The 26,804-nt window shown below is 66.6% G+C and carries 18 protein-coding genes; 4 read left to right on the forward strand and 14 right to left on the reverse strand.

From position 1 onward, the window contains the following. Window positions 1–332: 332 nt before the first annotated feature. Window positions 333–1,130: a Crp/Fnr family transcriptional regulator gene (locus NX774_RS04895; protein WP_258821443.1), complete on the forward strand. Its 798-nt coding sequence runs from the start codon at window positions 333–335 to the stop codon at window positions 1,128–1,130. Window positions 1,131–1,273: 143 nt separating this feature from the next. Here the strand turns inward: NX774_RS04895 and NX774_RS04900 are convergent, their stop codons facing one another. The 6 genes from NX774_RS04900 to NX774_RS04925 are packed head-to-tail and all read right to left on the reverse strand — an operon-like array spanning window position 1,274 to window position 9,890. Further along, the gene (locus NX774_RS04900; RefSeq protein WP_258821031.1) at window positions 1,274–2,350 is read right to left on the reverse strand and encodes a glycine zipper 2TM domain-containing protein; all 1,077 of its coding nucleotides are present in this window, start codon (window positions 2,348–2,350) and stop codon (window positions 1,274–1,276) included. A gap of 59 nt (window positions 2,351–2,409) precedes the next feature. After that, window positions 2,410–3,060, reverse strand: coding sequence for a ligase-associated DNA damage response endonuclease PdeM (pdeM, locus tag NX774_RS04905; RefSeq protein ID WP_258821032.1), 651 nt, complete (start codon window positions 3,058–3,060; stop codon window positions 2,410–2,412). Next, window positions 3,057–5,510 carry a ligase-associated DNA damage response DEXH box helicase gene (locus NX774_RS04910; RefSeq protein ID WP_258821033.1) on the reverse strand — a complete coding sequence of 818 codons (2,454 nt, stop codon included), beginning with the start codon at window positions 5,508–5,510 and terminating at the stop codon, window positions 3,057–3,059. The genes pdeM and NX774_RS04910 overlap by 4 nt, the downstream gene beginning before the upstream one ends. Then, window positions 5,507–7,141, reverse strand: a complete 1,635-nt coding sequence (locus NX774_RS04915) for an ATP-dependent DNA ligase (RefSeq protein ID WP_258821034.1) — start codon at window positions 7,139–7,141, stop codon at window positions 5,507–5,509. The genes NX774_RS04910 and NX774_RS04915 overlap by 4 nt, the downstream gene beginning before the upstream one ends. Further along, window positions 7,134–8,165: a ligase-associated DNA damage response exonuclease gene (locus NX774_RS04920; RefSeq protein ID WP_258821035.1), complete on the reverse strand. Its 1,032-nt coding sequence runs from the start codon at window positions 8,163–8,165 to the stop codon at window positions 7,134–7,136. Before NX774_RS04920 ends, NX774_RS04915 begins: the two co-directional genes overlap by 8 nt. A gap of 15 nt (window positions 8,166–8,180) precedes the next feature. Continuing rightward, complete coding sequence (locus NX774_RS04925; protein ID WP_258821036.1) at window positions 8,181–9,890, reverse strand: RecQ family ATP-dependent DNA helicase; 1,710 nt, start codon at window positions 9,888–9,890, stop codon at window positions 8,181–8,183. A gap of 205 nt (window positions 9,891–10,095) precedes the next feature. Here NX774_RS04925 and NX774_RS04930 point away from each other — a divergent pair, with 205 nt between their 5' ends. After that, a complete protein-coding gene (locus NX774_RS04930) occupies window positions 10,096–10,218 on the forward strand; it encodes a hypothetical protein (protein ID WP_258821037.1) in 123 nt (40 codons plus the stop codon). A 618-nt stretch (window positions 10,219–10,836) separates the two neighbouring features. Here NX774_RS04930 and ahpF read toward each other — a convergent pair. The 6 genes from ahpF to NX774_RS04960 all read right to left on the reverse strand — a co-directional run bounded on the left by ahpF (window position 10,837) and on the right by NX774_RS04960 (window position 19,490). Beyond that, window positions 10,837–12,414 (reverse strand): alkyl hydroperoxide reductase subunit F, encoded by a 1,578-nt coding sequence (gene ahpF / locus NX774_RS04935; protein ID WP_258821038.1) that lies wholly within the window; start codon window positions 12,412–12,414, stop codon window positions 10,837–10,839. A 172-nt stretch (window positions 12,415–12,586) separates the two neighbouring features. After that, complete coding sequence (ahpC, locus tag NX774_RS04940) at window positions 12,587–13,150, reverse strand: alkyl hydroperoxide reductase subunit C (RefSeq protein ID WP_258821039.1); 564 nt, start codon at window positions 13,148–13,150, stop codon at window positions 12,587–12,589. Between the two features lie 250 nt (window positions 13,151–13,400). Further along, window positions 13,401–14,615, reverse strand: a complete 1,215-nt coding sequence (locus NX774_RS04945; RefSeq protein WP_258821040.1) for a hybrid sensor histidine kinase/response regulator — start codon at window positions 14,613–14,615, stop codon at window positions 13,401–13,403. Then, complete coding sequence (locus tag NX774_RS04950) at window positions 14,612–15,217, reverse strand: chemotaxis protein CheB (RefSeq protein ID WP_258821041.1); 606 nt, start codon at window positions 15,215–15,217, stop codon at window positions 14,612–14,614. The genes NX774_RS04945 and NX774_RS04950 overlap by 4 nt, the downstream gene beginning before the upstream one ends. Continuing rightward, window positions 15,214–16,065: a CheR family methyltransferase gene (locus tag NX774_RS04955; RefSeq protein WP_258821042.1), complete on the reverse strand. Its 852-nt coding sequence runs from the start codon at window positions 16,063–16,065 to the stop codon at window positions 15,214–15,216. Before NX774_RS04955 ends, NX774_RS04950 begins: the two co-directional genes overlap by 4 nt. Beyond that, window positions 16,038–19,490 carry a response regulator gene (locus NX774_RS04960; protein WP_258821043.1) on the reverse strand — a complete coding sequence of 1,151 codons (3,453 nt, stop codon included), beginning with the start codon at window positions 19,488–19,490 and terminating at the stop codon, window positions 16,038–16,040. The genes NX774_RS04955 and NX774_RS04960 overlap by 28 nt, the downstream gene beginning before the upstream one ends. Window positions 19,491–19,782: 292 nt before the next feature. On the opposite strand from NX774_RS04960, the gene NX774_RS04965 reads away from it, so the two are divergent. Further along, window positions 19,783–21,402, forward strand: coding sequence for an ATP-binding cassette domain-containing protein (locus NX774_RS04965; RefSeq protein ID WP_258821044.1), 1,620 nt, complete (start codon window positions 19,783–19,785; stop codon window positions 21,400–21,402). Between the two features lie 128 nt (window positions 21,403–21,530). On the opposite strand, the gene NX774_RS04970 is transcribed toward NX774_RS04965, so the two are convergent. Further along, window positions 21,531–21,998: a cyanophycin metabolism-associated DUF1854 family protein gene (locus NX774_RS04970; protein WP_258821045.1), complete on the reverse strand. Its 468-nt coding sequence runs from the start codon at window positions 21,996–21,998 to the stop codon at window positions 21,531–21,533. Between the two features lie 6 nt (window positions 21,999–22,004). Then, window positions 22,005–24,290 (reverse strand): cyanophycin metabolism-associated ABC transporter, encoded by a 2,286-nt coding sequence (locus NX774_RS04975; RefSeq protein ID WP_258821046.1) that lies wholly within the window; start codon window positions 24,288–24,290, stop codon window positions 22,005–22,007. Window positions 24,291–24,598: 308 nt separating this feature from the next. On the opposite strand from NX774_RS04975, the gene NX774_RS04980 reads away from it, so the two are divergent. Beyond that, window positions 24,599–26,770: a cyanophycin synthetase gene (locus tag NX774_RS04980; RefSeq protein ID WP_258821047.1), complete on the forward strand. Its 2,172-nt coding sequence runs from the start codon at window positions 24,599–24,601 to the stop codon at window positions 26,768–26,770. Window positions 26,771–26,804 lie beyond the last annotated feature (34 nt).

Genomic DNA, 26,804 nt, shown 5'->3' on the forward strand with positions numbered 1-26,804 from the left:
TCCCTCCCCGTCTTCCCTCTGTAGCGTTGTCTGTCAGTAGGACCATTCCTACACCCCTACCGTCTCTCCTACCTACATATTCAGCCATTGCTGATATCAATGCCGAACTCGTGTTGGCATACTAAATTCAGCGTTTCGACTTGCTTGCGGTCCATATTTCCTGCGTGAGCCAGCCCTGATGCCGCAGTGAAGACCCGGTGCCGGCACCAGGGCGCTTCCCAGCCCGTGGGCCCTTGCGGAAGCCTTGAATTCCCTTACTGGAGATGAGCATGCAGTCCCAGCCAACGTCAGAACAACACAACGCCGCCTCGTCGACCATGCATTCCTCGCCGATGGAGGCTGGCCGCCAACGCCAGGGCCGTCTCTGGTCCAACCTGAAAGAAGTCTGCGACCTGCTGCATATCCCGGCCGCCGTTTCCGTCAACAGCGAAGAGCTGTTGTTCCAGCATGTCCAGTTCAAGACCGGCCAGCGCGTACACACCATTGGCCAGGCCTTCGACACCCTGTACATCGTCAACTCGGGCTTCCTCAAGACCGTGCTCATCGACGAATTCGGCAACGAGCAGGTACTGAGCTTCCCGATGAAAGGCGACATGCTCGGTGTGGACGGCATCCACACCCGCCACTACGCGTCCGAGGCGGTGGCGCTGTCCGACTGCGACCTGATCCTGCTGCCGTTCAAAAAGCTCACCGCGCTTGGCCGCGTGCACACCGAGCTCGAGAACGTCATGTACGGCGTGATGAGCCGCGAGCTGGTGCGCGAGCAGGCCATGATCGGCATGCTGGGCGCGCTCTCGGCAGAGGCCCGCGTGGCGCGCTTCCTGGTGTCGCTGGCCGACCGCTTTGCCGCGATGGGCTATTCCAGCAAGCTGTTCAACCTGCGCATGACACGGCATGAAATCGGCAGCTACCTCGGCCTGACGCTGGAAACCGTCAGCCGCACGCTGTCGGCCTTCAACGAAATCGGCCTGATCACCGTGGACCAGCGCACCATCGGCATCAAGGACGCCGAAGCACTCAAGACCCTGCGCCGCCTGCCGCCGTCGCGGTCGCGCGCAAAACAAAGCACCAAGCAAAAAGCCGAGGTGGACCAGAACGGCGACGACCAGGTCCTGGCCACCACCGTCTGAGCCCTTCCTTCCACAACACAAAGCCGGCGTCCCTTGCGGGAGCCGGCTTTCGTTTTGGGGCGGTCCAAACCGCGGCCGGCCATGCCAACGCTGGTTGAACGCGTGGGCAGAATCTGCCCACCCTACGCCAGCTGGCCAGCGGGCTAATCGCGCGTGAGGTTGCCATTGTTCACGTGCACGCGGTCGCCCACGCGCAGGCCGGGGTCGCCGGTATAGGTCACCGTTTGCGTGGCGCCGTTGCCGTAGCGGACCACCACCTCGTAGCGCAGGTTGCGGCCGCGTGCGTTGCGCTCGATGTTGTTGCCCGCCACGGCACCGCCAACCGCGCCGGCCACTTCGGCCGCCGTGCGCCCGTTGCCGCTGCCCACATTGCTGCCCAGCAGCCCGCCGACCACGGCGCCGCCGATCGTGCCGAGGTAGCCGCCATTGCCGCTCACTTCGATCACGTTGACCGCAGCCACCGTCGCACAGTCCGGGCACTGGCGGTCCTGGCGTACCGGCAGGGTACGCACGGCCAGCAACGGCGTGCCGAGCACCGCGGTCGAGTAACGACCGTGCGAACGGATCGTCGCGGTCACCTGGCTGTCCGGGGCCAGGCGGTCCGCGCTGCGCACCGTGTACACGCCGCTGTACTCACCGGGACGCACCTCGGGCAGGAAAAACACGCCGCGCGTGCCGGCAATCGCGATGCTCACCTTGGCGCCGGGCGTGCCGAGCACGGTGAAGGTCATGTCGTCGCCCGGACGCAGGTCTTCGGCGCCGCGCACGTTGAAACGCTCGATCTTCGGCACCACCGCCAGGTCGCCACGGTGGCTGTCCGCACGCGCGCCATCGCGCAGGATTGACTCGGCCAGCACGTCGGTGGCCACCAGGTTGCCCACGCGCAGATTGGCGGTCACCGGGCTGTCCGGGCGAATGCGGTCGTGCTCGCCGATCGTATAGGTGCCCTCGTACTGGCCCGGCTGGGTTTCTGTCAGGTGCAGGTTGCGGGTGGCGCCGTCGATACGGATGGTCGCCATGCCGCCGGGCGAACCGTACAGGTCGAAGTTCAGCTCGACGCCGGGCGCAATGCGGCGAACCTCGTCCACGTTGAAGCCGCGAATCACCGGCCGCTCGTAGTCACGCTGCGACTGGGCCTGCGCCGGGGCCACCGCCAGTGTCATCGCGCCCAGCGGCAGAAGCGCCACCAGGGCTGCGCAAATTTTGTTCCTTGCGTTCATCTTGTCCTCCTCGCTGTGTAAGAGGAAAGTACCCCCTGTCACTACCAGGGGTCGGTGCGCTATCGAACGCTATGGATCGCCTCGCCAGAGCTCACATAGATCTGGTCCCCGGCCCCGGGTGTGACGACATGGCCGCCAGTGAACGCGCCAAATGACGGCAGGATCATGCGCGAGGTGCCAACGACGAAACAGGGCAGCCGCAGCGCGTCAAAGCGCGTGGCAAGCACGAAGACCGGATGCACGTGTCCTGCCAGCACATAGCCCGGCGCGGCCAGGTCGGGATGGTGGCAGAACGAAAACGGGCCCAGGTTGTGCGGCTCATCCACCAAGCCGATGCCCAGTTCGCGCGCCGGGTCGCCCGCATGGCGGTCGTGATTGCCGCGCACCAGCGTGAGCGCCAGGTCGGGATGGCGGCGCCGCCATGCCAGCAGCGCGGCCTGCGTGGCGCGCGCATGTGCCGCCCGCGCGTGCAAAAAATCGCCGAGGAAGACGATGTGCCGCACGCCGTAGCGTTCGACCAGCGCATCGAGCGCCAGCAGGTTCTCGGTGGTCGTGCCGCGCGGCACCGGCACACCGAGCGAGCGGAAGGCAGCGGCCTTGCCGAAGTGGATATCGGCCACCACCAGCATGCGCTGCGCCGGCCACACCAGCGCCTTCTCCGCCAGCAGCAGCACGCGTTCGCCCGCCAGTCCCACCGCCAGGTCATTCATGCCGCTGCCGCCTTTTCCAGTTCACGCACCATGCGCGCCACGCGATCGGACAGCTTCTCGGTGGTGACCTTTTCGCGAAAGCGCTCGACCATGAGCGGGAACGCAAACGGCGTGGCGCGCCGCACTTCGCGAAACGCCACGCGCCGCGCGTGCAGTTCGGCCAGCGTGTCGCGCAGGCGCGTCAGTTCCAGCTCCTGCTCCAGCACTTCGCGCTGCGCTTGCGTGAGCAGCAGGTTGGCCGCGTCGTGCTTGCGAAAGACTTCGAAGAACAGCGACGACGAGGCCTGCAGCTGCCGCGTCGATTTCGGCTGGCCCGGATAGCCCTGGAACACCAGTCCCGCGATGCGCGCCACCTCGCGAAAGCGCTGCTGCGACAGCTGGGTCGCGTTCAGGCTGCCCAGCACGTCCTCCAGCAGCGTCGCGGTGTCGAACAGGCCGACGGTCGCGCCAGTCGCGCCGGCGAACAGCCGCGCCCAGTCCACCGGCTCGGGCGCGAGCAGCTCGAAGCCGTAATCGTTGATCGCGATCGAGAACGTGATCGGGGCAATGCGCCCGACGCGGTACGCGACCAGCGAGGCCAGCCCCATGTGCACCGCGCGGCCGGCAAACGGGTACACGAACAGGTGCCAGCCCTCGCGGCTCTTCATGCTCTCGACCACCAGCGTATCGCTGTCGGGCAGTGCGGACCAGCGCTGCTGGATCTCGAGCAGTGGCCGCAGTGCCTGCATCTCCGGCCCTTCGAACACGCCCTGCGATGCAAAGCGCAGCTCTTCCAGCGCCGCATGGGCCAGCTCGGAAGAGAGCGACATCTTGGCGCCCATCCAGCGCGTGACCGCGCCGTGGCGGCCGGTGGCGCGCTTGACGAAGGCCGTCATCTCGTGGACCCGCACGAATTCGAGGATGCGCCCGCCGAACAGGAAGTGGTCGCCGGGCTTCAGGCGCGCGACGAACGACTCCTCCACGCTGCCGATGCGCCCGCCGCTCATGTACTTCACCTGGATCGACGCGTCCGAGACGATGGTGCCGATGCCCATCCGGTGGCGGCGGCCGATGGCGGGATCGGGCACGCGGTACACGCCCTGCTCGTCCGGCAGCACGCGCCGGTACTCCGGGTACACCGTCAGGCTCTGGCCGCCGCGTGCGACAAAGTCCAGCGCCCACTGCCACTCTTGCTGCGTGAGCGCGCGGTACGACCATGCGCCGCGCACCTCGGCCAGCAGTTCATCGGAGCGAAAGCCCCCGCCCAGCGCCACCGTCACCAGGTGCTGCACCAGCACGTCGAACGGCTTGTTGGGTACCTGCCGCGCCTCGATGCGGCGTGCCGTCACCGCACGGCGCGCGCCGGCGGCCTCCAGCAGTTCCAGGCTGTTGGTGGGCACCAGCGTCACGCGCGAGACGCGCCCCGGCGCGTGCCCGCTGCGCCCGGCCCGCTGCAGCAAGCGCGCGACGCCCTTGGCACTGCCCACCTGCAGCACGCGCTCGACCGGCAAAAAGTCCACGCCCAGGTCCAGGCTGGCGGTGCAGATCACGGCCTTCAGGCTACCGTTCTTCAGCCCCAGCTCGACCCAGTCGCGCACTTCGCGGTCGAGCGAACCGTGGTGCAGCGCCACCAGGCCAGCCCAGTCGGGCCGCGCCTCGATGATGTTCTGGTACCACAGCTCGGCCTGCGAGCGCGTGTTGGTGAACACCAGCGTGGCCGCATGCTTGTCGATTTCGTCGAGCACCGCCGGCAGCATCTGGATGCCCAGGTGCCCGCCCCACGGGAAGCGCGCCACGTTCTCGGGAATCAGGGTGTCCACCACGATCTGCTTGCGCTGGTCGCCCTCGACCAGCACGCCATTGCCCTCGCCCAGCAGCACGTCGCGCGCCAGCGCCAGGTTGCCCATCGTGGCCGACAGCCCCCACACCAGCAGCTCCGCTCGCCAGCGGCGCAAGCGCGCCAGCGCCAGCTGCACCTGCACGCCGCGCTTGCTGCCCATGAGCTCGTGCCACTCGTCGACGATCACCGTGTCCAGGTGCTTGAACTGCTCCACCGCGTTCGGGTGGCTGAGCAGGAGCGACAGGCTCTCGGGCGTGGTGATCAGGCACGACGGCAGCGCGCGCGACTGGCGCGCGCGTTCGCTCGCTCCCGTGTCGCCGGTGCGCGCGCCGATGGTCCAGCCGGGCGCGAGCTCCGCCGCCGACTGCTCCAGCGCGCGCTGGGTGTCGGCCGCCAGCGCGCGCATCGGCGTGAGCCACAGCACGCGCAAGCCGCCGCCCTTGCGTTCCAGTCCGCGCATCAGCGCCGCAAACCACACGGCGTAGGTCTTGCCCGCGCCCGTGTTCGCGTGCAGTAGTCCGGACTGCCCGGCCAGCGCGGCGTGCCACACCGCGCGCTGGAACGGGAACACGCTCCAGCTACGCGCGGCGAACCACGCATCCACCTTCCTTTCCGCGGCTGTCCTGCTCATGGCGCAGCGGCGGCGAGCAGGCCCCTGAGCGTGGCCAGCGTGTCCGCATCCTCGACCGGCTTGTCGTCGCGGCGGCGCAGGATGCGCGGAAAGCGCACCGCGATCCCTGCCTTGTGGCGCGACGATTGCTGGATGCCCTCGAAGCCGATCTCGAACACCATCGTCGGGCGCACGGAGCGCACCGGCCCGAACTTCTCGACCGTGGTCTTGCGGATCGCCGCGTCCACCTGCGCGATCTCGGCGTCGGTCAGACCCGAATACGCTTTCGCGAACGGCACCAGCCGGCGCTCGCCCTCGCTGTCGTCCCAGACCGCGAAGGTGTAGTCGGTGTAGAGCGATGCGCGGCGCCCGTGGCCGGGCTGCGCGTACACCAGCACCGCATCCACCGAATACGGGTCGATCTTCCACTTCCACCAGGTGCCCACGTCCTTGGTGCGGCCCACGCCATACCGCGCGTCGCGCGCCTTGAGCATCATGCCCTCCACACAGCGCTCGCGCGAGCCGGCTCGCAGCTCGGCCAGTGCGTCCCAGCCCGGCGCGTGCACCAGCGGCGAAATCTTCAGCGCCGGCTGGGCGGCCTGCTCCACCTGCGTCTCCAGCAGCGCGCGCCGCTCGTGCTGCGGCAGCGCGCGCACATCCACGCCATCCAGTTCCAGCAAGTCGTACGAGACCAGCACCGCCGGCAGCTCGGCCAGCAGCTTGGCCGACAGGTTCTTGCGGCCGATGCGCCGCTGCAGCTCGGCGAACGGCGCGGGGACGTCCTGCGCATGGTTCCAGACCAGCACCTCGCCGTCGATCACCGTGCCCTCGGGCAGGCGGATCGCGGCCAGCTCGGGAAACCGTTCGGTGATCAGGTCCTCGCCGCGCGACCACAGGTAATTCTGGCCGCCGCGCCGCACCAGCTGGGCGCGGATGCCGTCGTACTTCCATTCGACCAGCCAGTCGTCCACCTCGCCCAGCGCGGCCGGCTCGCCCTGCAGCTGGTGCGCAAGGAAGAACGGATACGGCTGGCCGCCGCGCAGCTTGTGTTCCTCCTCCGATTGCGGCGAGATCAACTGCAGGAAGCCTGCAGCGGTCGGGCGCACCGTGCCGTCGGTCCAGCCCATCAGGCGCTGGGCGATCAGCTTGCTGTCCACCGCCGCGATGTTGGCCAGCGCGCGCGTGACCAGCAGGCGCGACACGCCCACGCGAAAGCCGCCGCCGATCAGCTTGATGAGCAGGAAGCGCTCGCGCCAGTCCAGTTCATTCCAGTAGCCGAACAGCGCCTCGCGTATCGTGCCCGGATCGGCCCCGCGCAACGGCCCGATGCGCTGTTCCATCCACTCGGCCAGCCCGATGTCGCTGCGCCGCTCCGGCGGCGGCAGGATATGGGCGATGGTTTCGGCCATGTCGCCAACCGCCTGGTAGCACTCGTCGAACAGCCACTCGTCCAGGCCCGAATACTCGATTGCATACTGCCACAACAGCTTGCTCGGCACCGCCTGGCGCGGCTTGCCGCCGGCGAGGAAGTACACCGCCCATGCCGCGTTCTCGGGCGCCGCGCGCGAAAAGTAGTTCTGCAGCGCCTCCAGCTTGCGGTTGGTGGCGGTGGTCTCGTCCAGCTCGGCGTACAGTCGCGCGAACTCACGCATCGGCGGCCTCCCCGGCCTGCGGCGCCGCGGTCACGGCTTCGTCCTCATCGCCGTACTCGGTTTCGAAGCCGGCCGCGGCAAGGCCCTGCTGGCACAGCCAGCGCACCATCACCGGAATCGAGCCGTGCGTGACGATCACGCGCTGTGCCTCGGTGGCGCGGATAGCCGTCATCAAACCGGGCCAGTCGGCGTGGTCGGACAGTACGAAGCCGCGGTCCACGCTGCGCCGCCGGCGCGCCCCGCGCAGCAGCATCCAGCCGCTCGCAAAAGCATCGCTGTAGTCGCCGAAGCGCTTCATCCAGGGCGAACCGGCGGCCGACGGCGGCGCGATCACCAGCGCGCGCCGCAAGGCTGCCTTCTCGAGGTCCGTCACCATGCAGGTGGGCGGCAGCGGCACGCCGGCCGCGCGGTAGGCCCGGTTCAGCGGTTCGACCGCGCCGTGGCAGACGATCGGCCCGGTGGCCGGGTCAAGGCCGGAAAGGATGCGCTGCGCCTTGCCGAACGCGTACGCAAAGATGACGCTGCAGCGCCCTTCGTCGGCGTTCTTGCGCCACCAGCGGTTGATGTCGTAGAAAATGTCCTGCTCCGGCTCCCAGCGGTAGATCGGCAGCCCGAAGGTGGACTCGGTGATGAAGGTGTGGCAGCGCACCGGCTCGAACGGCGCGCAGGTCTTATCCGCCTCGACCTTGTAGTCGCCCGACGCCACCCACACCTCGCCGCCGCACTCCATGCGCACCTGGCTCGATCCGAGCACATGCCCGGCCGGGTGCAGCGACAGGGTGACGTCCTTGTGCCTGATCTTCTCGCCGTACGCGAGTCCTTCGATCGAGGCATCTTCCGACAGCCGGGTACGCAGCACGCCCACGCCCGGCGCGGCGGTGAGGTAGTGCGCGCTGCCGTAGCGCGCGTGGTCGCCGTGCGCATGGGTGATGACCGCCCGCTCCACCGGCCGCCAGGGGTCGATGTAGAAGTCTCCGGGCACACAGTACAGGCCCTCCTTGCGTACGACGACCATGTCCCCCATCGCGCTCCTTTCCGGTCAGGCAGGCTCCACGAAATCGGCCACGAAGGTGCGCTTTTCCTCGTCCGGGAATTCGATGGTCACCTGGTCGCCCGCGACCGCGACCACCACGCCCTCGTCGTACTTGGGCACCTTGACGCGCGCGCCCACCTCGAACGCCGGGGGCGGCGGCGCATGCTCGTCCGGCTGCTGGCCGAACTCGTCGTCACGGATCTCGATCTCTTCGGTGAGCGCGAGGGCCGGCGGGTTCAGACAGTTGTCGCAGCGCCCGCACTTGTCGAACCCCGGAATCTCGTCGCAGAAGTAATCGAGCAGCAGCTTCCAGCGGCAAAAGCCGCTCACCGCATAACCCACCATCTGCTCGAGCGCTTCGCGGTCGCGTTCCTGCTTCTGCACGTACACCTCGGCCAGGCCGTCGAAGGTCGCGGCCTTCGGCTCGGCCGCCGTAAGCACGTATTCGAGCTTCCGGTTCTGGCGCAGCAGCTTGCCGTCCTTGAGCAGCTTGAGGCACACCTTGAGCTTGGCCTCGTGCTCGCTCACCGCGCCCTCCAGACGCTCGATCGTCACCGGCCCGGCCTCGGCCGCGTCGCGCACCGCGTCGTACACGGCGCGCAGGTCGTTGGCGGTCGGGTAGTGCTTCACCAGGAAGAACTGCTGCACGCGCTTGTCGTCCTGCAGGAACAGCAGCGTGCACCCGGCGTCCTTGCCGTCGCGGCCCGCGCGGCCAGACTCCTGGTAGTAGGCTTCCAGGTTGGCCGGGATCTGCAGGTGGATCACAAAGCGTGTGTCCGGCTTGTCGATACCCATGCCGAACGCATTGGTGGCCACCATCACGCGCCGCTCGTCATTCATGAACAGGTCCTGGTTGGCCTTGCGCTCGGCCGCGCGCAGCTGGCCGTGGTAGATCGTGACCGACTCGCCGGCTTCTTCCAGGATGCGGTGCATCTCCTCGGCCGCCTTGACGGTGGCGGCATACACGATGCCCACGCCCTCGGTTTCCCGCACCAGCCTGAGCGCCTCGGCGTACTTCTCGTCCGCGTTCGTCACCTGCAGCACGCGGTACTGCAGGTTGGCGCGGTAGATGCCGGTGTTGATGACGTGCAGGCGCGGGCGGTTGAGCTGCTTGCCGATGTCCTCGATCACGTCCTCGGTGGCGGTGGCGGTGAGCGCCAGCACCGGCGGGCGGCCCAGAGCTTCGATCGACGCGGCCATTTCAATATAGGCGGGGCGGAAGTCGTGGCCCCACTGCGAGATGCAGTGCGCCTCGTCCACCACCACAATGTCGATCTTCACCTTGCGCAGCACCTCGACGAAATCGGCCTGCGCCAGCCGCTCGGGGGTGCAGAACACGATCTCGCACTCGCCGTTCTCCACGGCCGCCAGCGCTTCCCGCTCCTCTTCGGCCGACAGGCTGCTGTTGACCTGCACGGCGCGCACGCCCAGCTCCTGCAGCTTTTCCAGCTGGTCCTTCATCAGCGAGATGAGCGGCGAGACGACGATGGTCATCCCTTCCAGGATGCGGGCGGGGATCTGGTAGCACAGGGATTTGCCGCTGCCGGTGGGCATGATCGCGAGCGTGTCCTTGCCGTCCAGCACGCTGTCGATGACGCGTTGCTGGCCGTCGCGCAGGTGCTCGATGCCGAAGACGGAATGGAGCAGCTTGCGAATGGTGTTGCGGCGAATCGCGAGCAGGCCGCGATGCATGAGTTTGGGGTCGTGACGGGTCATGGGCCAACTCTAAGCGGCCAGCGAAGCCAGCGGTATAGGACGCAGCCTACAGCTATCGTAGGAAGGCCACTTTTCGGCACCCTGGGCGCGTCATACAGGGTGACAAGGTTTTTTCCTACAGGGCTACGGAATTGCCGCTGATACTTGCCCGCTGCCGGCGGGGCTAAGATGCAATCGTCTCTAAGCGATAGAACCGGAGCATATCATGACCCGCATGATTCCCATGGCGTGGACCGCGGTCCAATTGGCGCTGGCCAGCGCCGCCACCTGGCTGCTGTGCGAGAGCGGCGCGCTGGGGGATGCGTCGGCGGTGTTGCTGGTGCATTGAGGGGCGCAAGCGCTTGCGCCTTGCCAACAAACGACGCTCCGTCGTCCCCGCGCAGGCGGGGACCCATGCTGAGTTTGCAGGAACGCAGCTGATGCGGTTCCTGACACTGTCCATGGGTCCCCGCCTTCGCGGGGACGACGTGCTGATGGTGGAGGTGAATCCAGCGCTCGCGCGAACTCGTCGTCCCGGCGAAGGCCGGGACCCATGCTGAGTGTGCCGACACGCTGCCTGTGCGATTAGTGCCAGCGGTCTATGGATCCCGGCCTGCGCCGGGATGACGTGCTGATGGTGGAGGTGAATCCAGCGCTCGCGCGAACTCGTCGTCCCGGCGAAGGCCGGGACCCATGCTGAGTGTGCCGACACGCTGCCTGTGCGATTAGTGCCAGCGGTCCATGGATCCCGGCCTTCGCGGGGACGACGTGCTGATGGTGGAGGTGAATCCAGCGCTCGCGCGAACTCGTCGTCCCGGCGAAGGCCGGGACGCATGCTGAGTTTGCTGGCACGCTGCCTGCGCGATTTGAGCAAGCGGTCCATGGATCCCGGCCTGCGCCGGGATGACGTGCCGATGATGGAGGTGCGCGCAAGCGCTACTGGCGGCACATCCCCTTCATCGTCACTTTACGCTGCGGCTTTTTCAACCACCTCATCCACCGACGAGCGCACCAGGTAGTCGAACGCCGACAGCGCCGCCTTTGCCCCCTCGCCCACTGCGATCACGATTTGCTTGAACGGCACCGTGGTCACGTCACCCGCCGCGAATACACCCGGCAACGACGTCTCGCCGCGCGCATTCACCTCGATCTCGCCGTGGCGCGACAGGTCCAGCGTGCCCTTGAGCCACTCGGTATTCGGCACCAGGCCGATCTGTACGAACACGCCTTCCAGCTCCAGCTTGTGCGACTGGCCCGTGGTGCGGTCAGTGTAGGTCAGCGCGTTCACCTTCTTGCCGTCGCCGTGGATCTCGGTGGTCTGGCCGGACGTGACGATGTCCACGTTCGGCAGGCTCCTGAGCTTCTTCTGCAAGACCGCGTCCGCGCGCAGCTCGCCGCCGAACTCGACCAGCGTGACGTGCGCCACGATGCCGGCCAGGTCGATTGCCGCTTCCACGCCCGAATTGCCGCCGCCGATCACCGCCACGCGCTTGCCCTTGAACAGCGGGCCGTCGCAGTGCGGGCAGTAGGCCACGCCGTGGTTGCGGTATTCCTTTTCACCCGGCACATTGATCTCGCGCCAGCGCGCGCCGGTGGCCAGGATCACGGATTTGGCGCTCAGCACCGCGCCGCTTTCGGTCTGCACCTCGATCATCTTGCCCGGCACCAGCTTGCTGGCGCGCTGGGTGTTCATGATCTCGACTTCATAGTGCTTGACGTGTTCTTCCAGGGCAATCGCAAAGCGCGGGCCGTCGGTTTCCTTCATCGACACGAAGTTCTCGATCGCCAGCGTGTCGAGCACCTGGCCGCCAAAGCGGTCCGCCAGCACGCCGGTGCGAATGCCCTTGCGCGCCGCGTAGATTGCCGCCGCCGCGCCCGCCGGGCCGCCGCCGACGATCAGCACGTCGAATGGTTTCTGCTTGGACAGCTCGGCCGCCTTGCGGGCGCCGCCGGCGGTGTCCAGCTTGGCCAGGATTTCTTCCACGCTCGCGCGGCCCTGGCCAAAATATTCTCCGTTCAGGAACATCATCGGCACGGCCATGATCTGGCGCGCCTCCGCTTCGTCCTTGAACACGCCGCCATCGATGGAGGTGACCTTGATGCGCGGGTTGATGATCGACATCGAGTTGAGTGACTGCACCACTTCCGGGCAGTTGTGGCACGACAGCGAGATGAAGACCTCGAACTCGAAGTCGCCGTCCAGGTTCCTGATCTGCTCGATCACCGCCTCGTCCAGCTTGATCGGGTGGCCGCCCACCTGCAGCAGGGCCAGCACCAGCGAGGTGAACTCGTGCCCCATCGGCAAGCCGGCAAAGCGCACGCCCACGTCCGAACCGACGCGGTTGATGGCGAACGACGGCTTGCGCTCGTCGTCGTCGCGCTTCTCGACGACCGTGATCTTGTCGCTCAGGGCTGCGATGTCGTGCAGCAGTTCTTTCATTTCGCCCGAGGTAGGCGAGTCATCAAGCGAGGCAACGAGCTCAATCGGCGTCACCACACGTTGCAGGTAGGCCTGCAGTTGCTCTTTGAGGCTTGCGTCCAGCATGATGGGATTCCTTTGTTGTTGCGAAGTTACTGGGGATGTTTGTTGCGTGGTCCGGCCGGGGCCGGGGGGCCCGTTGCCGCGTGTTGCGCGTGGGCACAGGTGCCCACCCTACGGGACGCGGCCGCGTCCCGCGGAGTTGTTGCCGGACGGTGCCGGCAACCAGGAATACGACTTAGATCTTGCCGACCAGGTCCAGCGACGGCTTCAGGGTTGCGGCGCCTTCGGTCCACTTGGCCGGGCACACTTCGCCCGGGTGGTTGGCGACGTACTGGGCTGCCTTGACCTTGCGCAGCAGTTCCGACGCGTCGCGGCCGATGCCGTTGTCGTGCACTTCCATGACTTTGATCTGGCCTTCCGGATTGATCACGAAGGTGCCGCGCAGGGCCAGGCCTTCTTCCTCGATCATCACTTCGAAATTGCGTGCCAGGGCGCCGGTCGGGTCGCCGATCAGCGGGTAGTTGACCTTCTTGATCGCTTCCGAGGTGTCATGCCATGCCTTGTGCGCGAAGTGGGTGTCGGTCGATGCGCCGTACACGTTCACGCCCAGCTTGGCGAATTCCGGCTGCAGGTTTGCCAGGTCTTCCAGTTCCGTCGGGCAAACGAAGGTGAAGTCGGCCGGGTAGAACATGATCACCGACCAGGTACCTTTGAAGTTCTCTTCGGTCAGGTCGATGAACTTGCCATTTTGGTATGCGGTTGCTTTGAACGGTTTGATCTGGGTGTTGATAAGGGACATGACATCTCCTGTTTGGGGGTTAAAAGACTAGACGGGATGTAGTGTAATCGGCCACTGCGAATCTGTAAAATGAATTGAACAGATGCTGTCGATTGATTTTGACTATGATGCAGACACGCGGCCCTTGAGACCGTCGTCCCCGCGGAGGCGGGGACCCATGCTGAGCTGGTACTTCCCGCGGCGGCGACTCCGGCCGCGGTCTATGGGTCCCCGCCTTCGCGGGGACGACGGGTTCAGGCTGGCCACCACCTCAGGCAGCTGCCTGCACGCTGGCGGCGGGCGCCTCCTGACACGGCAGCGTCAGGCTGAATACCGAGCCCTCGCCCGGCTTGCTCTGCACCGACAGTTCGCCCCCGTGCGATTGCGCCAGCTGGCGCGAAATGTACAGGCCCAGCCCCAGGCCCTTCGGCTCGCCGTTGCGCGCGCCGCGCTCGTAGGGCTCGAAGATGCGCTGCACGTCCTCTGGCGCGATGCCGCGGCCTTGGTCGCGCACGTCGATGCGCACTTGGCCCGGCCCGTCCTGCACGCTCACCTCGACCGGCCGGCTGCCGCCGTAGCGCAGCGCGTTGGTCAGCAGGTTCACGATCACCTGCTCGATCCGGAACTCGTCCCAGCAGCCGGCCACTGGCGCGTGCGGCGTGAGCGCCACCGTGCAACCGGCAGCGGCGGCCTGCAGCGACAGGTCGCTGACCACCCGTTCGAGCAGCGCCATCAACTCCACCTGCGCCGGCCGGATCGACAAGGTGCCGCTGCGGATGCGCGAGACGTCCAGCATGTCGTCGATCAGCCGGATCATCGCCTTGATCTGGCGCTCGTCACGGGTCACCATCGCGGACAGTTTTTCGGCGTCGAACGCGGCCAGGTTGCCCTTCCTGACCTGCAGGCTGCGCATCTGCGTTTCCAGGAACAGCGTGTTGAGCGGGGTGCGCAGTTCGTGCGCCACCAGCGACATGAACTCGTCGCGCATGCGCAGCGAGCGCTGCAGCTCTTGCTGCGTGGCGTGCAGCTCCTTGAGCAGCACTTCCTGCTCGCGCCGGCTGCGTTCGAGCGCCGCCACCTGGCGCTGGGTCTCGCGCCGCTGCTGGTCGAGCGCGACGAACACGCTGACCTTGCTGCGCACCGCATCCGGGTCGAGCGGCTTGTACAGGAAATCCACCGCGCCGGTCTCGTAGCCCTTGAAGGCGTAGTTGAGCTCCTTGCCCGCCGCGCTCACGAACACGATCGGGATGTGGCGCGTGCGCTCCGTCCCGCGCATCAGCTCGGCCAGCTCGAAGCCGTCCATGCCCGGCATCTGCACGTCCAGGATCGCGAGCGCGAACTCGTGGTCGAGCAGCAGCGCCAGCGCCTCTTCGCCGGATTGCGCGCGATAGACGACTCGCCGGTCGTCGCGGATCAACGCGTCGAGCGCCTGCAGGTTCTCCGGCAGGTCGTCAACGATGAGCAGGTTGCTGGGTTCTTGGCTCATGGTCCCTCCAACATGGGCAATAGCGCGGCGATGCGCGCAAGCGGCAGCACCAGGTGCGGCGCGCAGCGACGAATGGCGTGCATGGGCGTGGCGGGCACCTGGGCCTCGTCCGGGTCCTGCACGATGGCCAGGCCGCCGCAGGCGCGAATGTGTGCCATGCCGTCGGCGCCATCCTGGTTGGCGCCGGTCAGCAGGATGCCGGCCAGCGCCGGCCCGTAGGCGTCGGCGGCGGACTCCATCAGCACATCGATCGCGGGCCGCGCAAAGTGCACGGGCGGCTCGCAACTGAGCGAAAAGCTGCGGTCCTGTTCGACCAGCAGGTGGTAGCCCGGCGGTGCGAAGTAGATCGTGCCGGGGCGAATCGATTCCTTGTCGGCGGCCTCGCGCACCGGCTGCGGCAGGCGCTCGTCGAACAGCTCGGCCAGCCGGCTCTCGCGGTCGGGCGGCATGTGCAGGATGCAGACCACCGCCAGGCGCAGATCGGCGGGCAGCGCCGGCAGCAGCGTGAGCAGCGCGTCGATGCCGCCGGCCGAAGCGCCGATCACCACCGCCTCGATGGCGCGGTCCGCGAGCGCGCGTTCGATGTCTTGCGCCGTGCTCATGCGCCCGCCTTCCGGAATATCCGCTCGCGCTTGGCCATCACTTCGAACTGGCTGGCGTAGCGCGAGAACTCGATGCTCTCCTTGCTGCCAAGGCCCAGGAAGCAGCGATGGCACAGCGATTCGTGGAACAGTCCCAGCACGCGGTCCTGCAGGCGCCGGTTAAAGTAGATCATCACGTTGCGGCAGCTGATCAGTTGCGTCTCGGAGAATACGCTGTCGGTGGCCAGGCTGTGGTCCGCGAAAGTCACGTTCTCGATGAGCGCGCGGTCAAAGCGCGCGCCGCCATACGCGGCCGTGTAGTAGTCGGAGAAGGCGCGCGTGCCGCCCGCCTTCTGGTAGTTCTCGGTATAGAGCCGCATGCGGTCGAGCGGGAACACGCCGCGCCGCGCCGCCTCCAGCGACTCGGGGTTGATGTCGGTCGCGTAAATCAGCGCGCGCTCGAGCAGCCCTTCCTCGTGCAGCAAAATCGCCAGCGAATAGACTTCCTCGCCGGTGCTGCAGCCGGCGACCCAGACCTTGAGCGACGGGTAGGTGCGCAGGAACGGCACCACCTGCGTGCGCAGCGCCAGGAAGTACTCGGGGTCGCGGAACATCTCGGTGACCGGGATGGTCAGGAACTGCAGCAACTGCGCGAACGCGTCCGGCTCGTGCATCACGCGCGCCTGCAGCGCCGACACCGTGGCGCAGCCCATCTCGCGCATCGCGACCAGCACGCGGCGCTTCTGCGAGGCCCCGGTGTAGTCGCGGAAATCGTAGTTGTACTTGAGGTACACGGCTTCCACCAGCATCCGGATCTCGATGTCGATGTCGTTCGGCTGCTTCAAATGCGCTCCAGGCTGGGCATCCATACCCGCAGCAGCGAGTACAGGCGCGTCAGGTCGATCGGCTTGGCCAGGTAGTCGTTGGCGCCGGCGGCCAGGCACTGTTCCTGGTCGTCCTTCATCGCCTTGGCGGTCACGGCGATGATCGGCAGGCGCTCGAAGCGTTTGTCCTGGCGGATGCGGCGGGTCGCTTCCAGGCCGTCCATCCCGGGCATCATCACGTCCATCAGCACCAGGTCCACTTCGGGCGCCTCGTCCAGCTTCTTGAGCGCTTCCAGGCCGTTGCGCGCCACCTCGACGTGCGCGCCGCGCTGCTCCAGCGCGCTGGTGAGGGCGAACACGTTGCGCACGTCGTCATCGACCAGCAGGATGGTGCGCCCTTCGAACACGCGGTCGCGGCCACGTACGGCTTTCAGCATGTGCTGGCGTTCGGACGAGAGCTGCGACTCGACCTTGTGCAGGAATAGCGTCACCTCGTCGAGCAGGCGCTCGGGCGAACGGGCGCCCTTGATGATGATCGAGCGCGAGTACTTGAGCAGCTCGGCTTCTTCGTCGCGCGTCAGGTTGCGGCCGGTGTACACGATCACCGGCGGGAAGGAGCACATCTCCTCGTGCGACATGCGCTCCAGCAGGTCCTTGCCCTGCATGTCCGGCAGCTTCAGGTCGATGATCATGCAGTCGAAGATTTCGCTTCTCAGCAGGTCCAGCGCTTCGGCGCCGGTACCCACCGCGTCGATCTTCACGTCGGCGTCGGCGATCAGCTGCACCACGCTCTCGCGCTGGCGTTCGTCGTCCTCGACCAGCAGCACACGCTTGATCTGCTGCGCCGACTTTTGCTGCAGCTTGCGGAACACCTCCTCCAGCTGCTCGCGGGTGGTCGGCTTGAGCGCGTAGCCGATCGCGCCCAGGTGCAGCGCCTCGCCGCCGTTTTCCAGGCTCGACACCACGTGCACCGGGATATGGCGGGTGGCAGGGTTTTCTTTCAGCGCCTGCAGCAGCGACAGGCCCGAGCGGTCCGGCAGGCGCATGTCGAGCAGGATCGCGTCGGGCTTGTCGGAGGTGGCCAGTTCCAGTCCTTCGCCGGCGGTGAGCGCGACCACGCAGCGGAAGTCCAGGTCGTGCGCCAGGTCGAACAAAATGCGCGCGAAACCGGCATCGTCCTCGATCACCAGCACGGTGCGCATGCCGCCAGCGGGGCGCTCGCGATCGTCCGTGAACGGCAGTTGCGCTCGCTCCTCGCGCGGTTCCTGCGGCGCGGGCGTGGCCACGGTGGGCGCGGGCGTTGCGACCGGCGCCGGCGGGGTTGCGGCGACCGCGCCGCTTCGCGGCAGGCTCAGGATGAAGGTGCTGCCCTGCCCCGGCGTGCTGGTGACGGTGAGCGTGCCACCCAGGAGCGTGGTCAGGTCGCGCGAGATCGACAGGCCAAGTCCGGTACCGCCAAAGCGCCGGCTGGTGGTGCCGTCGGCCTGGTGGAAGGCTTCGAAGATGCGCTCCTGCTGCTCCGGCGCGATGCCGATGCCCGAATCGCGCACGGCAAACTGTACCCAGCCGGATTCGGTGGACGACACCGCCAGCGCTACGCTCCCGCGTTCGGTGAACTTGACCGCGTTCGACAGCAGGTTCTTCAGCACCTGCTCCAGGCGCTGGCGGTCGGTGTGGATCATGGCCGGCACGTCGTGCTCGACGTTGACCGAGAAGGCGAGCTGCTTCTGGCGCGCCAGCGGCTCGAAGGTGCGCGCCAATCCCTCGACGGTGCGGCGCAGCGACACATCCTCGGGCGCGAGCTCCAGCTTGCCCGCTTCGACCTTGGAGATGTCGAGGATGTCGTTGATCAGGTTGAGCAAGTCGTTCCCGGCCGAGTAGATGGTGTTCGCAAACCGCACCTGCTCTTCGTTCAGGTTGCCGGCCGCGTTATCGGCCAGGAGCTTGGCCAGGATCAGCGAGCTGTTGAGCGGCGTGCGCAGCTCGTGCGACATATTGGCCAGGAACTCGGACTTGTAGCGGCTGGCGCGCTCCAGGTCCAGCGCGCGCTGGCGCAGCTGGTCCTGCGCCTCGGTCAGCTGCGCGTTCTTCATGTCCAGGTTCGCGGCCTGTTCCACCAGCTGGTCGTTGGTCTGTTCAAGCTCGGCCCGCTGGTTCTCCAGGCTGGTCTGCGACTCTTCCAGCGCGCGCGACTGCTCTTCCAGCTCTTCGTTCGCGGTGCGCAGCTCTTCCTGCTGCACTTGCAGCTCTTCGTTCAGCGCCTGCGTCTCGGCCAGCGCTTCCTGCATGCGCTGGCGGTACATGACCGCAGCCACCGCGGCGCCGATCGCGTCGCTCACGGTCTTCACGAACTCCAGGTCGCGCCCGACCATCGGGTGGAGGAACCCGATCTCGATCACGCCCTTGACCTTGCCGTAATTCGAGAACGGCACGATCAACAGTTCGCGCGGCGGCGTCTCGCCCAGGCTCGATCCCACCTTGATGTAATCCGGTGGCAGGTCCTTGAGCACCATGACGCGGTTCTCGTTGGCGGCCTGGCTGGCCAGCGATTCGCCCGGCTGGATGACGGCCGCATGCTCGGCGGTGTCGTGCGCAAAGCCGAACGCGGCGATGCGGCGCAGGACGCCTTCGTCGTTACGGAAGTACATCGCCGCGACCACGCCGTCCACGTAGGGCACGAGGTAGTCGAGCACCGCCTGCCCCAGCGGTTCAAGAGAATGGATGCCGGCGCTGTGGCGCGCCAGCTCGATCTGGCCGCTGCGCAGCCAGGCCATGTGGCGCAGCTCGGCGTTGTGCTCGGCCTCGTGGCGCAGCACATCGTCGTACGAAGTGGACAGCGCGGTCAACTCGCGCCGGCCAAACAGCGCGAGCAGGCCGCCGGCCAGCAGCGTAAAGATGAGGAAGGCGAACACCGACAACGTGGTGACGGTGCGCGCCGAGTCGTTGCGCTCCTGGAGCATGCGCTGCTCGTTGTCGAGCAGGTCGTTGAAGGTGGTGCGTATCTCGTCCGTGAAGACCTTGCCGCGGCCGCTCTTGACCTCGTCGATGTAGTCCAGGCCCACGCGCCGGCGGGTGATCATCTCGGTGGCGTACTTTTGCCATTCCGCTTGCGCGGCCTTGATGCGGCGCACGCGCTCGCCCTGCCCGACGTGGTCGCCCACCAGCTCCTGCAGCGCCTGCGTTTCGGGCTGCAAGCGCGAGCCGGCAGCAAGGTAGGGCTCCAGGAAGCTCTGCTCGCCGGACAACAGGTAACCGCGCAAGCCAGTCTCCATGTCCGCCGACAGCTTGCTGACCTGCTGCGCCTTGCCGATCACGCGCTCGGAACGCTCCACGCCGCTCAAGGTGCTGAGCAAATACGCGATGATCGCGACAAAGACCGCGGCGCTCAGCACACTCATCCCCAACGGCAGGGCGAGGTTCCGGGTCAGTATCCGCCGGAACTTCTCGTTGTTGATTGTCTCTTCAGCCATTCCCTGGTCTTTATTATGGAAAAAATATCCCAAGTGTAACTCAATCGTTAAATGTGGCGCGCGCGATAGTTCGTTTTATCTTTCTGAAATTAAATTTCACCAACGCTTGTCAGGTGAAATTTGCTTTCAATGGGGCTTCCTATGTTGGTGCCGCCGTGTAGAATCTCGGCCATATTCTTCAATGGAGGATTCCACCCATGCGCCTGTGATGCCCGCTGCAAGCTGATGCAGCGTCCCGACCGCCCTCGCCGTCCACCGATGGCAGGCGTTTCAACGCATCCACAGGAATCACATGGCGAATCCTTTACTCGCGGCCCTGCACGGGGTCGACTATCTTCTTCCCGACGGCACGCAGCTGTTCGCGGATCTCAATGAGGCCATCGGCGCTGAAACGGTCGGCGTGATCGGGCATAACGGCAGCGGCAAATCCACGTTCGGCAAACTGGTGAGCGGCGAGCTCGCGCCCACGCGAGGACGCATCGAACGCGCGCGTCCCGTGGTGCGCGTGTCGCAGGAAAGCGGAGCCGCTGACGCGGCCAGCCTTGCCGAACTGGCTGGACTGCACGCGCCGCTGGCAGCGCTGCGGCGGCTGGCGCAGGGCGAAGCGCTGCCCGATGACTTTGACACCATCGGCGAACGCTGGGACATCGAGGCGCGCTGGGATGCGCTGCTCGAACGTGCCCAGCTGGACGAATCGATGTCGCCTGCTTCACTCAGCGGCGGGCAGCGGATGTTGCTGTGTCTCGCGGGGGCCTTTTGCAGCGAAGCGGAACTCCTGCTGCTGGACGAGCCGAGCAACCACCTCGACAGCGCGCACCGTGCCTGGCTGGCTGGCGAAATCGGACGCTGGCGCGACAGCGGGCGCGGCCTGCTGCTCATCACGCACGACCGCGCCTTGCTCGCCAACGTGGACCGCACCATCGAAACGCGCCCGCCGCTACTGAAGCGCTACGGCGGCGGATGGTCGGTGGTCCAGGCCCAGCGCGGGGCCGAGCTGGAGGCCGCGAACGCGCGGCTGGAGCGGGCCAAAACGGAGCGCTCGCGCGAGCAGCACGCGCTGCGCGAACAGGCCGAGCGGGCGGCACGGCGCAACGCACGCGGCGCGCGCGACGCCAAAACTGCCAACCAGGCCAAGCTGCTGCTCGGCCTGCGCGAAGACCGGGCCGAGCAGACCAACGGCGCACGCGCCATGCGCCACGCCCGCCGCCAGCAGGAGCTGCAGGACGAAGTGTCGGACGCATTCGGCGCGCTCGCCGGGGCCTTGCAGTGTCCCGAGTTCCCGGAGCGGGACGAGGTGCTGGTCCCGCAAGGGCAGGAAACGCTGGTGCTGGACGAGGTGCGCGCGCCGTGGGGATGGCAGGCGCCGCTCACCTGGTCGGCGCGCGGGCCGGTGCGGCTGGCGATTACGGGGCCGAACGGCTGCGGCAAGAGCACGCTGCTGCGCATGATTGCGGGCGAGCTGGCGCCGGCATCCGGGACCATTCGCCGTCCGCTACACTGCCCGCTGCTCGACCAGTCGCTACGGATGCTGGACCAGCATGCGCCGCTGCTCGAACAATTCGAACGGGCCGCGCGCGGGCTGGGCGAAGGACGCCTGCGCCAGCACCTGGCCAAGGCGGGTCTTCCTGCGAAACGTTTGCGCCAGCCCTGCCATGCGCTCAGTGGCGGCGAACAGATGCGCGCCGCGCTGCTGCTGGCGATGCTCGGCCAGCCACCCGCGCGCATGCTGCTGCTGGACGAGCCGACCAACCACCTCGACCTTGCCGCGACCGAGGCGCTGGAGCACATGCTGCGCTCGTGGACGGGGGCGCTGGTGGTGGTCTCGCACGACGAGCGCTTTCTCGACCAGCTCAATCTGACGCATCGGATAGAGCCTACGGACGCTGGATGGGTGCTGCAGGATCGTGCCTGAAGCTCGTAGGGTGGGCAGCTTGCTGCCCACGCGTTCAACTACAGGATGCATTGCTCGATCCGCAAACGGGAGCTGAACGCGTGGGCAGGAAACCTGCCCACCCTACGCGAATGAATGCGGCCAGACAATCAAAGGAACCGGTCGAGGATCTTCCGGCTTTGCTTGTCGATGCGGTACATGTCGCGCACGAGGAAATTGATGCCGTGGCTGTCCGCAACCAGCAGCGACGCTTCCCCGATGCGGCGGATATCCTCGTCCGCCTTGAGCACGAACTCGGTATCGCCGCGGTCGGTCGCCACGTACCAGGTGCACGGCGTGGCAAAGCTCGACACGGACTTGATGCGCAGGATCTCGGGCATGAACTCGCGCCCCTCCAGCTCCTCGGAGACGAGCTTGCGGATATCGTCCGGCATCTCGGCCAGGTCGTCGATCCACGCCACTTCCTTGCCGCCGTCGCGCACCAGCGAAATGCCCTTGGACGGCGACTGGATCGGGAACGAGCGCACCGGCGCCACGCCAACGATCTCTTCGCCGTCCGCCGTGGTCAACACCAGTTTGCCGAAACTGTCGCGGCGCAGTTGGAATGATGGGTTCATGCTGTGTTATTCCTTCTTTCCATCGTCCGGATCGTGGTCCACGTTGCGCGCCTGCGCTTCGTACAAGCGGCGGTAGGCGCCATCCTCGATGGACATGAGTTCGTCGTGGGTGCCCTCCTCCACCACATGCCCGCGGTCGAGCACGACCAGGCGGTCGGCGCGCTGCAGGGTCGAGAGGCGGTGCGCAATCGCGATGGTGGTACGGCCCTGCACCAGGTTATCGAGCGCCTTCTGGATTTCCTTTTCGGTCTCCGAGTCCACCGACGACGTGGCCTCGTCCAGGATCAGGATCGGCGGGTTGATGAGCAGCGCGCGCGCGATCGAAATGCGCTGGCGCTCGCCGCCGGACAGGCCTTGCCCGCGCTCGCCCACCATCGAGTCGTACCCCTGCGGCAGGCGCAGGATGAACTCGTGCGCGTGCGCGGCGCGCGCGGCGGCGATGATCTCTTCACGGGTCGCGTCCGGCTTGCCGTAGGCGATGTTCTCGGCGATCGTGCCGAAGAACAGGAACGGCTCCTGCAGCACCAGGCCAATGTGGCGCCGGTAGTCCGACACCGCGAACGAGCGGATGTCCTTCCCGTCCAGCAGGATCGCGCCTTCGGCCACGTCATAGAAGCGGCAGATCAGGTTCACCAGCGTCGATTTGCCGGAACCGCTGTGGCCGACCAGGCCGACCATTTCGCCGGCCTTGATGTCCAGGGAGATGCCGCGGTTGACCGCGCGCGTGCCGTAACGGAAGCCCACTTCGCGCAGCTCGATATGGCCCTGCACCTTGTCCAGCTTGACCGGGTTGGCGGGGTCGGGCACGCTCGACACATGGTCGAGGATGTCGAAGATGCGCTTGGCCGCCGACGCCGATTTCTGCGTCACCGACACGATGCGGCTCATGGAATCGAGGCGCACGTAGAATCGCCCGGAATACGCAATGAAGGCCGACAGCGTACCGACCGTGATCTCGCCTTGCGACACCTGCCAGATGCCGAAGCACCAGATGATGAGCAGGCCCAGTTCGGTCAGCAGCGACACGGTCGGCGAGAACAGCGACCACACCTTGTTGAGCTTGTCGTTGACGGCCAGGTTGTGCTTGTTCGCTTCCTTGAAGCGCATCGCCTCGCGCTTCTCCTGCGCGAAGGCCTTCACCACGCGGATGCCGGGAATGGTATCGGCCAGCACGTTGGTCACTTCGCCCCACACGCGGTCGATCTTCTCGAAGCCGGTGCGCAGCTTGTCGCGCACCACGTGGATCATCCACGCGATGAACGGCAGCGGCACCAGCGTGATCAGGGCCAGCTTCGCGTTAATCGAAAACAGGATCACGCCCGTCATGATGATCATGAGGACGTCGGACAGGAAGTCGAGCAGGTGCAGCGACAGGAACACGCAGATGCGGTCGGAGCCGCTGCCGATGCGGCTCATCAGGTCGCCGGTACGCTTCCCGCCAAAGAATTCAAGCGACAGGCGCAGCAGGTGTTCGTAGGTGGCGGTGCGCATGTCCGCGCCCATGCGTTCGGAGACCAGCGCCAGTACATAGGTCTTGCCCCAGCCGAGCGCCCACGCCAGCATGGCCGAGGCGAACAGGCCGCCCATGTACAGGTAGACCAGCGAATTGTCGATCTTCTGGCCGTTCTGGTACGGGATCAGCACCTTGTCCATCAGCGGCATGGTCAGGTACGGCGGGATCATGTGCGCGCCGGTCGAGGCCAGCATCAGCAAAAAGCCGATCGCCAGCTGCCCCTGGTAGGGCTGCGCGAAGCGCCACAGCCGCAGCAGGGTCCAGGTGGACGGCGGCGTGTGCAGCACCTTGGTGCAGATCGGGCATTCGTCCTCGTCCGGGTCGAGCGGCGCCTTGCAGGTCGGGCAGATGTGTTGTTCTGGCGGCAGCACCGGCACGCCCGTCACCACGCTCTCGGCCTGGTCGCGGAACTGGTCCGCCACGCGGATCGCCTGCAGGTTCTGGCCGAGCGTGAAGCGCCATGCGGCCAGCAACGCGTTTTCGTCGACCAGCTCCAGGTGGCCGATGCCGGCGTGGTCGTAGTGACGCAGCTGCAGGCCCTTGCGGTAGGGCCAGTCGCGCCACTCGGTTTCACCGGGCGAACGGGCCATCAGGCGGTGCTGCGTGACGACCAGCAGCCCTTTTGTGAAATGGAGGCGGGCATCGAGGTCAACCTCAACGCTACTTAAAACGTTTTCCCCCGGAGCAAGTCTCTTTCCGACGTCGGCCTGCCAGTGATCCGGCAGGGAGCTGGCAGCTGCAGCCAGTGACGAAGAGGGAACTAGTTGTTGAGTTGTCATTATCGATGCTGCCCGTTTGTCAGGCACTAGATTTGTACGAATGAAAGCCAAAACGGCGACACGCTCAGCAGATCCGAAAAACGTTGTCTGCAGCATGCGCGATACGGGCGCCGGAGCAATCTACGGTATTCTATCGGAGGGAACGAGACTGGCAGAAATTGGTGCGGCACGGTAAGCTCTCGTGCCGGCGAGTATATACAACAAAGAACGCAACGGAAAGTCGGTACCCGGTGGGGTAGCGGACAGGCAGGCAAACATAGGCAAAGCCGGGTGGCGCGAAGCGCAGCCGCCCGCGAAGACATTTTTACATGACAAAGAAGAAAGACATCAAGATTCTCCGTGTGACCCACCTGCGCGGCCCGAACATCTGGACTTACCGCCCTGTCATCGAAGCCTGGCTCGACATCGGCGAACTGGAAGACTTCCCTTCGAACACCCTCCCCGGCCTGAATGAACGCTTGACCACCTGGCTGCCCGGGCTCATCGAGCACCGTTGTGGCGTAGGCACGCGTGGCGGCTTCCTGGAGCGGCTGCAGGAAGGCACCTGGGCCGGCCACATCCTCGAGCACATCGTCCTCGAGCTGCAGAACATGGCCGGCATGAAAACCGGGTTCGGCAAGACCCGCTCGGTGGGCGAGCCCGGTATTTATAAGATGGCCTTCCGCACGCGCGAGGAAGGCGTGGGCCGCGCGGCGCTGGAAGCGGGGCGCGAGCTGCTGCTGGCCGCGATCAACGACGAGCCGTTCGACATGAAGGGCACCGTCGAGCGCCTGACCGACCTGGTGGACCGCCGCTGCCTGGGCCCGTCCACCGGCCATATCGTCGATGCCGCCATCGACCGCAAGATCCCGTACATCCGCCTCACCGATGGCAACCTGGTGCAACTTGGCCATGGCGCGGCGCAGCGCCGCATCTGGACCGCCGAGACCGACCGCACTGGCGCCATCGCCGAGGGCATTGCCAGCGACAAGGACCTGACCAAGAGCCTCTTGGCCTCGTGCGGCGTGCCGGTGCCGGAAGGCGCGGTGGTGAAAAGCGCCGACGAGGCGTGGGAAGAAGCGCAGGACATCGGCCTGCCGGTCGCGGTCAAGCCGATCGACGGCAACCACGGGCGCGGCGTGTCGCTGAACCTGATGACCCGGGCCGACGTTGCGGCGGCCTACGAGATCGCATCGAAAGAAGGCGACAGCCGCTCGGTGCTGGTGGAACGCTACATTCCGGGCAACGAGCACCGCCTGCTGGTCGTTGGCTCGCAAGTGGTGGCGGCGGCGCGCGGCGAATCGCTGTTCGTCACGGGCGACGGCAAGTCGAACATCATCGCGCTGTGCGACAGCCAGATCAACACCGACCCGCGCCGCGGACCGACCGAGGAATTCCCGCTCAACCCGGTGGTGCCGCACGAGAGCGAAGAGATCATGCTGGACCTGAAGCGCCAGGGCTTGAGCCCGGAATCGGTGCCGCAGGACGGCCAGAAGGTGCTGATCCAGTTGAACGGCAACGTGGCGGACGACGTCACCGACATCGTGCACCCGGAGGTGGCCTACGCCGCCGCGCTGGCCGCGCGCATCGTCGGCCTGGACATCGCCGGCATCGACATGGTGTGCGAAGACATCTCGCGACCGCTGCAAGAGCAGCGCGGCGCGATCATCGAAGTCAATTCGAGCCCGGGCCTGCTGGCCCACATCAAGCCCGCGAGCGGCACGCCGCGCAACGTCGGCGAGGCGATCATCGCGCACCTGTTCGCCGAGGGCGAGACCGGCCGCATCCCGGTGGTGGGCGTGACCGGCACGCTGGGCACGAGCCTGATCTCGCGCGTGGTCGGCTGCCTGGTGCACTTGACCGGCAAGCACGTGGGCGTGGCCAACGGCGAAGGCCTGTACCTCGACCAGCGCGAAGTCACCGCCGGCGACAGCATGGGCTTCGACGCCGGCCAGCGCCTGCTGATCAACCGCACCGTGCAGGCCGCGGTGTTCGAGTCGAACGCCGCCACCATCCTGGCCGAGGGCCTGCCCTACGACAGATGCACGGTGGGCGTGGTCACCGACATGCAGAGCGAAGACCTGTCCGAGCTTTACATCAGCGACCAGGCGGCGCTCGCCAACGTGGTGCGCAGCCAGGTCGACGTGATCCTGCCCGAGGGCGCCGCGGTGCTCAACGCCGCCGACCCGGCGGTGGTGGAACTGGCCGAACTGTGCGACGGCCGCGTGATCTTCTACGCGCTCGACGAGCACAACGAGGTGACGGCGCGCCACCGCGCCAGCGGCGAGCGCATCGCGTTCGTGCGCGACGGCCGCATGATGCTGGCCGAAGGCGCGCAAGAGACGCCGCTGCTGGAGCTGGCCAAGATCAAGCCGGTCACCGCCAAGTACCCGGAAAGCCTGCTGGCAGCGGCTGCCGCGGCCTGGGCGCTGGAGGTGCCGTCCGACCTGATCTGCGCCGGGCTGCGCACGTTCGACGCCACCCCGAAAAAGACCAACTGACAAAAAATACGAAGCGGCCCGCACAGCAGGGCCG

This window comes from Massilia agilis (assembly GCF_024756255.1).
Taxonomy (GTDB): domain Bacteria; phylum Pseudomonadota; class Gammaproteobacteria; order Burkholderiales; family Burkholderiaceae_D; genus Telluria; species Telluria agilis.